The following is a 7968-nucleotide window of genomic DNA, read 5'->3' as shown; positions in this document are numbered from 1 at the left end:
GGCCCGGGCAGCGGCGAGCGCCATCGTGGGCATGACGGGCGAGGACTTCGCCGCGCTCCAGGGCGCCCTGCGCGACGCGGGCACGCGCGACGGCCAGCCGGTGCCCCACGCGGACGTGCAGACGGAGCGCGCGCTCATCCTCAAGGCCGTGGGGGCACGCAACCAGGAGCTGGCGTCGCCCGGCGTCCTGGACCGCGTGCGCAACGCCTTCGGGGACACGACCCGGGAGATGGCCGACGTGGCGCGCTTCGCGCGGGACATCGCGGGCACGCCGCGCGACACGCTCATCACCCAGTCCACCGCCATCGACGTGAACGCGGGCTCGCGCGCGCTCCAGCAGCGCTTCGACGACTCGTGCGCGCCCACCGCGGCGCAGGTGACCCACGCGGACGCGGACCCCGTCTACGCGCGCCAGCTCCACCGCGAGCCCATCCACAGCCTGGACGCGAGCACGGACATCGGCCGCGAGCAGCGGCGCGTGCTGGAGGACAACGGCGGCATCGCGCGGCCCCGCCAGGGCGGCACGGGCGACAGCCTGGGCGTCTCCCCGGACGCCATGCGGGACATGTTCAACCGGGGCGTCTCCCCCAACAGCAACCGCACCTACGCGACCCAGACCATCGCGGACACGCCCCAGGCCCGTCAGGGCGCGCTGGACCGCGCGGACCGGCTCTTGCGCGACGGCGTGGACGTGCCCTTCGCCGTCCTCTGGAACGGCGGCGGCGGCCACGCGATGGTGATGTCCGACGCGCGCGGCCAGGGCGCCAACCGCGAGTACCTCGTCACCGACCCCTTGGACGGCAGGACGGGCTGGGTGCGCGGCAGCGACATCGCGGCCGGCAACACCCGCATCGGCCCGGGCACGGGCCGCCTCGCCTGGACCTTCGAATAGCCTCCTGTCCTCGCAGCCTCCCTCCGGGCCCCCTCGCCACGCTTCGTGGCGGGTGTGGGCCCGGAAGCCGTTTCTTCCATCCGTGAGTCCTCCATGCGCGCGCCATCCGTGATGCGTCTCCTCGTGCTGTCCGTGCCCTTGTTCTCCGCGCCCGCGTGGGCCATCGAGCGCTGCTCGTTCCAGGGCAAGCCCATCAACCTGGACAACGGCAACTCGACCGCGAACCTCACCGGCACCGTGCGCTGCGTGGACGAGGACACGAAGAAGGAGACGCACACCGTCGCCTTCAAGAACGGCAAGCAGGACGGCTGGGAGGTGCGCCGCTGGCCCGACGGCCGCGCCGTGGAGCAGGAGTACAAGGCCGGCAAGCGCCACGGCGGCTTCAAGCGCTACGAGGACGGCCGGCTGGTGGAGACCGGCCACTACGTGGACGACCACGCGCAGGGAGAAGAGCTGCGCTACCACCCCAACGGCAAGGTGTCCCGGCGCGTGGACCGGCAGCCGGAGGACGCGAAGAGCACCTTCGCGGACTATGACGAGACCGGGCGGCTCACCAAGGCGGGCTGCGGCCTGCGGACGTCCTGGGAGGCGGGCCTGAAGGACTGCGTCTGGAAGGGGCCCTCGCCGCTCGTGTTCTTCCACCCGAACGGGCAGAAGCGCGCCGTCATCCCGCTGAAGGACGGGCGGCGCGAGGGCGTGACGCAGCTCTTCGACAAGGACGGGCAGCGCACCGCGACGAATGCGTACTCCGCGGGCGTGCTCGACGGCGTGAGCACGCGGTACGCCGCCGGGAAGGCGCTCGGCTCCACGACCTGGGTCCAGGGCGAGCGGGAGGGCGACGAGACGGAGTTCTTCAACGACGGCGGCAAGAAGCAGGTCGTCACCTGGAAGGGCCGGCAGCAGGTGAAGCGCGTGGAGTACTACCAGAACGGCGAGCGCAAGCATGAGCTCGTGGTGACGGGCGACCGCGCGGTGGAGTCCTTCTACGAGGACGACGGCTCCCTGCGCGAGCGGCGGAACCTGCTCAAGGGCGAGTGGCACAACGGCTTCGCCCCCGACGGCGTCACGGAGACCTTCCTCCCGGACGGCGGACCGGCGAGCCGCGAGCACTACGCGAAGGGCAAGGCCGAAGGCCGCCGCCAGGTGTGGGCGGAGAACGGCACCCTCATCGAGGACTCGCAGTGGGCGCAGGGCCGCGTCACCGAGCGCAAGCGCTGGGAGCCCGACGGCGGGCTGGTGGAGGACGAGGCCTTCCACGAGGACGGCTCACGAAAGAAGAAGAAGTAGGCGCGCGAGGGAGCGCCGTCTTGACGGAGGATGGCGGCAATATTACTGCCATCATCCATCATGACCCAGAAGACGGAGCAGAAGCAGAAGTCGCACGACGCCATCCTCGCGTCCGCCGCCACGTTGCTGCTGGAGCGCGGCATCCAGGCCAGCTCCATCATGGACGTGATGAAGGGCGCGGGGCTCACGGTGGGCGGCTTCTACGGCCACTTCGACTCGAAGGAGCACCTCTTCACGGAGACCCTCCGGGGCACCGCCCGCCTGGCGTGGAACGCGCTGCTGCGCAAGGCGAAGGAGGACGCGCCGGACGCGCCCGCGCTGAAGGTGCTGCAGCGCTACCTGTCGCGCCAGCACCGCGACGCCGTCACGCCCACGTGTCCCCTGCCCAGCATCACCGCGGAGGTGTCGCGCACGGGGGAGCCCTACCGGGGAGCGCTGGAGGCGGAGCTCCAGGAGTTCGTTCGCTCGTACGCGGAGCTGCTGCCCACGGGGGCGCGGCGCCGGGAGAAGGCGCTGGCCGCCATCGCGCTCATGTACGGCGCGCTGTCGCTGGCGCGCGCGGTGCGCGGCACGAAGCTGGGGGACGAGTTCCTGGACGCGGCGAAGAAGCTGGGCGCGGAGCTGCTGACCGGCGACCGCACATGAAGAAGCCCGGTCCGCGTGCTTCCGCGGCCCGGGCTTCGAACGGCTCAGGTCACCCGCGCATCAGTCGCGCTGGATGGCGCCCTTCGGGACCAGGATGACGACCTCCTTGCAGTCCGAGTAGATGATGGAGTTCATGTCCTTGTAGTTGTGCGTCGTCTTGCCGCCGTTGCGCACGACGCCCATGTCGTTGCCCTTGGAGCCGCCGCTGTAGTCCCAGCCGTGGCGCGTCTGGAAGATGATGGCGCCGTCCGGCACCTTTCCGTCCGCCACGAGCTTGCGGTACTGGTCCGCGGACACGACGTTCGCGGTCGCGTTGCCGTAGGGGCTCTTGATGGCCTTCTGCGTGGCGCCCGGGAACGGGATGGACTCCCAGCCATTGCGCAGCATCTGCGCCATGCCGCCGCGGGGGTTGTTCGGGTCGTTGCCCGTCGCCGCCGGCGTGTTCGGGATGCCCAGCCGGCTCATGTTGTCCAGCGTGGTGCGCACGCAGTAGCCCGTCTCGCCGTTGTTCAGGCGCGAGGTGGCCAGCTTCTTCAGCGTGGGGTCGTTGGTGTTGATGCGGACGCCGTTGCCCAGCACCGCGCCGTTGTTGTTCGTGCCCTGGGTGTTGGTCGTCCCGCCCGTGGTGTTCGTGCCGCCCGTGGTGTTCGTGCCACCGGAACGCCTGGCCTGCAGCGCCTTGAGCGTGTCGGGGCCGACCTGGCCCGCGTTGCTGCCCGCCCTCACGCCGTTCGCCCGCTGGAAGTCCTCCACGGCCTTCTTGGTGACGGGGCCGAACTTGCCGTCCGCCGGGATGCCCAGCATCTCCTGGAGCTGCTTCACCGCCGGGCCCTGCATGCCCTCGCGCAGGTTGTTGCCACGCACCTTCACCTGGTCCATCGAGGGCGCGACGCTCCACTTCGTCCCCGGCTTCTGGGTGCTCGCGGCGGGCTCGAAGGTGTCGGCGGTCTGCGACGGGCGCGTGGGGGTGTTGGTGGTGGTGGCGGGGGCCGTCGCGGCACCGCCGAAGTGCGGCGCCAGCGCCTGCGCGCGCGCCCACACGTCGTTGGAGTAGTCATTGCCGGTGGTGCCCACGTCCATGCCCGCCTGGGTGCGGACATTGCCGGGGCCGGAGTTGTACGCGGCCACCGCGCCACGAAGCTGCTGCGCCTCGGACCAGTCCGGGTGCGCCTTCTTCATGTCGTTGACGTAGCCCTTGAGGATGCCCGCCGCCTGGTCGATGTGCTCGGCGCTGGTGGGGCCGCCCCGGGTCGTGTGGTAGCGGTGGTCCACCTGCATCACGCCAAAGCCGTTGCCGCCGTCGCCGTGGCCCGTGCGATCCAACGCCGCGCCCGCGCGCGACTCGCGGCTCGCGATGGCCGCCAGCAGCGCGGGGGCAGGCCGTGCTTCGCCGCCGCCGCCTCGATGTTGCCCTTGAACTTCTGCAGCCGGGCCAGGTCCGTCTGCGCCATCTTCGTGGACGCGGCCACGCCGGGCTGCAGCCCGTCCTGCGCCGCCGTGCGCGCCGAAGCGCCCGTGGGCTTGTACTGCGACAGGATGGCGTTGGGGTTCGCGTTGCGAACCGCGCTCGTCGTCACCGCCTGGGAACGGTTCGAGAAGACGGAGTTCGTGCGCGTGGACGTGGTCGCGTTGAGGCTCATGCGGGGATTCCTCGGTGGCGGCTGTGATTCCTGCCCCGATTATCCAAGCCCCTCCCCGTGAGTTGCGTGAGATCTGGAAATAAAGATCTCGCAGTTTAACTGGTGCGGAATTTTCCGCTCAAACTTGTCTTGGCTATGGGTTTGGTCACGGTTGGGTAAAAAAGACCCGGCGCCAGGAACGCGAACGGGGCCTGTTCCCGTGAAGGAACAGACCCCGTGCGGTGCTACAGGACTGTGACGCGGCGGGCTAGATGCCCGGGATGCCGGGGATGTCGTCCGGGATGAGGTCCTTGAGGAAGTCCTTCACGGTGTCGAAGGCGTCGCCGGCCAGGTCGCCCACCTCGCCGGGCAGGTCCGCCAGGACCCCGAGCGCGTCCTTGGCGGCATCGATGCCCTTCTTCGCCAGGTCACCCAGGTGGCCGACGGCGGCCTCCGCCAGCTGGCCGCCCACGCTGGCCAGGTCCTTGAGCGCGTCCACGCCGGCGTCGCCCAGGTCCGCCACGGCGATGAGCAGCTCCTTGCCGCCCTCCGTGAGGTTGTCCTTCCAGGCCTTCGCCACGTTCTTGAAGGACTCCACGCCGTCCTTGAGCAGGTCCCTGGCGAAGTCCTTGGCCCACGTCACGCGGTTGTCGACGAAGTCCTTGATGGCGCCGGCCGCCTTGGTGGCCAGCTCGCCGCCCTTGCGGGCCATGTCCGACAGCGCGCCGCCCACCCACTCGCCGGCCTTGGTGAGCGCCTCGCCGGGGTTGTTGGCGATGTACTTGAGCGTCTCCACGGCCTGCGCGCCCGCGTTGGCCAGGCCCTTCACCAGGCCCTCCGCCAGCTCGGCGCCCTTGGCGCCCAGGTCCTTCACGGCGCCCCAGGCCTTCTTCGCCAGCTCGCCGCCCTTGGCCAGGGCGTCACCGATGGCCTCCTTCGCCTTGGCCGCGGCCTCGCCCGGGTTCTGGGCCGTCCAGGCCAGCAGCTCCAGGCCCTTCTCGCCCAGCTGCTTCGCCTTGTTCACCGTGTTGGAGACGAGCGTCGTCGCCCCGTCGATGAGCTCCTTCGCCTTCTCCTTCGCGGCGCCGGTGAGCTTGTCGTAGCCGGCCTTCAGGTCGTTGAGCGTGGAGACGGCCTGCTTGTAGAGCGCCTTGCCCGCGTCCGTGGCCAGGTCCACGCCGGAGTTCACGACGCTCTTGATGCCGTCGAGCGCCTTCTTCGCGGCCTCTCCCGGGTTCTGGGCGATGTACTTGAGCGTCTCCAGGCCCTTCGCACCCAGCTTCTTCGCGCCGTCGATGACGCCGTCGAGGACCTCCTTGGCCTCCTTCGCCAGCTCGCCGCCCTTCTCGATGGCGGTGTTGAAGGCCTCCGTGGCCGCCTTCGCCGCGGCCTCGCCGTACTTGGACGGGTTGCGCACCACGTCCGCCAGCTTGTGGATGACCTTCGCGGCGCCCTTGAGGCCCTCGCCGGCCAGCTCCGCCTGGGACACGCCGACGAACTCGGCGGCCTTCACGGCGCCCTTGGCGGCCTTCTCCACGCCCCACTGGATGAGCTGCGCGGTGCCCTCCGGCCCGTAGTACGCGGCCATGTGCGCCAGGCCCGCGGGGCCCTGCGCGGCGGCGCCCGCCAGGTTCACGGCCTTCATCCAGTCCGGGGCCTTGTAGCCCTTGGGGTCGGCCTCGTACTTCTCCTTCTCCTGGCTGAAGCCGATGTCCATCGCCAGCTCGGCGGCGCCCAGCACCACGCTGGCGCCCACGTCCGCGGCCACGCCCACGCCGGTGAGGTCCAGGGCGATGCCCAGGGCCCCGTCCGCGGTGTTCAGCACCGCGGCGGTGTGCGCGAAGTAGCCCAGGTCGTTGTTCTTGCCGTGCAGCTCCAGCGACTCCTTCTCGTACTTCACCGCGTCGATGGCGTTGGGCAGCGCGCCCGCCACCGGGACGACCTTCGCCAGGTTCTTGAAGACCTTGCCGGCCACGTCCGCGGTGATCTCCACGCCGACCTTGCCCAGCACCTTCTCCATCACCTTGAGGCCCTGGCCCACGAGCTTGCTGCCCGCCTTGTCCAGGAGCGGCCCCAGGCCCTTCATGGTGGTGTTGAGCGCGTCCGCGCCGACGCCGTCGGTGAACTTGAGCAGCGCCTTGAGCGCGCCGGAGTCCATGTCCGTCACCAGCTTGGACAGCACCTTGCCCGCGTCGTCGTCCAGCTTGCCCGCGAGCTTCGCGAACTGCTCGGTCGTCTTCGGATCCGACAGGACCTCGTTGAGGACCTTGTGCTCCATGCCGCCCAGGGCGCTCACGATGCGCTTGCCCGCCGCGGCGTCCGCCTTGCCCAGCTGGCCCACCAGGTTGTCCAGGGCCTTGGGGTCGGTGATGCCCTTGAGCGCGGCCTCCAGCGACTCCGGACCGCCCAGCTTGGTGGCGGCCGCGTCCAGCTTCTTCAGCTGCTCCGGCGTGAGCTTGGAGGCGAGCTGCGGATCCAACCCCTTCACCTTCACGTTGGCCAGCTGCGTGCCCTGCCGGGCCACGTCCGCCGCGTCCTTCACGCCCGCGTTCTTGAGGACGTCCGTGAAGGCCTTGAGGTCCTTCTTGAGGTCGGGCACCTCCGCCAGCAGCTGCGCGGCGGCCAGCGCCTTGTCCTGGGTGGAGGCGTTGGGGTCCGCCAGGGTGATGGCGGAGCCCGCGGCGCGCAGCGACCCGTCCAGCTTGCGCAGGTCGTTGGAGAGCGCCGGGAACTTGTCCCCGGCGAAGTCCTTGAGCGCCTTGCCCAGCTCCAGCGTGGCGGTGGCCTTGTCGGTGGCGGAGGCGTTGGGGTCCGTCCACTTGCCGATGGCGCCCACCAGCTTCTCCGCGGCGGGCAGGCCCTTGAGCGCGGTGTCCAGCACGCCCTTCAGGTCCTCCGGCGCGAAGGTGTCGCCGGTGGCCTTCGCCAGGGTGAGGGCCGCCTGCGCCTTGTCGACGGTGCTCGCCTTGGGGTCCGTCAGCTTGCCCAGCGAGGTGAGCGCGTCCGCGTTGGTGGCCAGCTTCGCCAGCTTGTCGTCCTTGACGCCCAGGCGCTCCAGCGCGTTGGGGACCGTCTCCGGGAACTGCGAGGCCAGCTCGCCCAGGGCGGTGGCCTTCTCCGAGAAGGAGCCGGTGCCCAGCTTGTTGAGCGAGTCATAGGCCTTCTGCAGGTCCTCCTTCTTCTTGTCCTTGAGCTCCGGGAAGAGCTTGGGCAGGTCCTCCGCCTTGTCGGGCAGCGCCTCCGCGTGGGGCGGCTTCGGGTCCGCCGCCGGGGCCGCGACGGTCTGCCCCGCCGGAGCGCTGACCGGGCGCGCGCTGCCATTGGAGGTGAGCGGCGTGGCGAACGGCGAGGTGCTCTCCCCCGTCAGCCGGTTCACCCCGTTGCGGTTCTGCGGGCCACCCGAGGCGAACTGGTCGTTCTGGAACAGCTTCACCGTGGGCTGCTTCGCCTGCGCCTGCTGCTGCAACTTCGCGGTTTGCTCGGCGGCGGCCTTCGCGGCGGCCTCGGCGGCGGCCTTCGCGGCGG

Annotated in this window: 6 protein-coding genes; 3 read left to right on the top strand and 3 right to left on the bottom strand. The window is 70.5% G+C overall.

The window, feature by feature from the left end:
* From ACLEQD_RS31835 to ACLEQD_RS31825, 3 genes are all read left to right on the top strand, one after another.
* Positions 1 to 892, top strand: an 892-nt coding sequence (locus tag ACLEQD_RS31835; protein WP_410389267.1) for a hypothetical protein, incomplete at its 5' end; no start/stop codon positions are given.
* 93 nt (positions 893 to 985) lie between these two features.
* Positions 986 to 2179, top strand: a complete 1194-nt coding sequence (locus ACLEQD_RS31830) for a toxin-antitoxin system YwqK family antitoxin (RefSeq protein ID WP_410389266.1) — start codon at positions 986 to 988, stop codon at positions 2177 to 2179.
* A 60-nt stretch (positions 2180 to 2239) separates the two neighbouring features.
* Positions 2240 to 2824, top strand: coding sequence for a TetR/AcrR family transcriptional regulator (locus ACLEQD_RS31825; protein ID WP_410389265.1), 585 nt, complete (start codon positions 2240 to 2242; stop codon positions 2822 to 2824).
* Positions 2825 to 2884: 60 nt separating this feature from the next.
* On the opposite strand, the gene ACLEQD_RS31820 is transcribed toward ACLEQD_RS31825, so the two are convergent.
* The 3 genes from ACLEQD_RS31820 to ACLEQD_RS31810 form a co-directional block, all read right to left on the bottom strand.
* Positions 2885 to 4147: a peptidoglycan-binding protein gene (locus ACLEQD_RS31820; RefSeq protein ID WP_410389264.1), complete on the bottom strand. Its 1263-nt coding sequence runs from the start codon at positions 4145 to 4147 to the stop codon at positions 2885 to 2887.
* Positions 4102 to 4464 (bottom strand): hypothetical protein, encoded by a 363-nt coding sequence (locus tag ACLEQD_RS31815; RefSeq protein ID WP_410389263.1) that lies wholly within the window; start codon positions 4462 to 4464, stop codon positions 4102 to 4104. The genes ACLEQD_RS31820 and ACLEQD_RS31815 overlap by 46 nt, the downstream gene beginning before the upstream one ends.
* A 247-nt stretch (positions 4465 to 4711) precedes the next feature.
* The coding region (locus ACLEQD_RS31810) for a Dauer Up-regulated (protein WP_410389262.1) at positions 4712 to 7968 on the bottom strand (3257 nt) is incomplete at its 5' end.

It is taken from the genome of Corallococcus sp. 4LFB (assembly GCF_046520365.1).
Taxonomy (GTDB): Bacteria; Myxococcota; Myxococcia; order Myxococcales; family Myxococcaceae; genus Corallococcus; species Corallococcus caeni.
Note: the sequence above shows the minus strand (reverse complement) of the source record. Positions and strands in the feature narration are given on the sequence as shown.

Bases quoted from the DNA above. Each gene is read 5' to 3' on its own strand.
- ACLEQD_RS31830 (WP_410389266.1), top strand. From the start codon at position 986: ATGCGCGCGCCATCCGTGATGCGTCTCCTCGTGCTGTCCGTGCCCTTG.
- ACLEQD_RS31825 (WP_410389265.1), top strand. From the start codon at position 2,240: ATGACCCAGAAGACGGAGCAGAAGCAGAAGTCGCACGACGCCATCCTC.
- ACLEQD_RS31815 (WP_410389263.1), bottom strand. From the start codon at position 4,464: ATGAGCCTCAACGCGACCACGTCCACGCGCACGAACTCCGTCTTCTCG.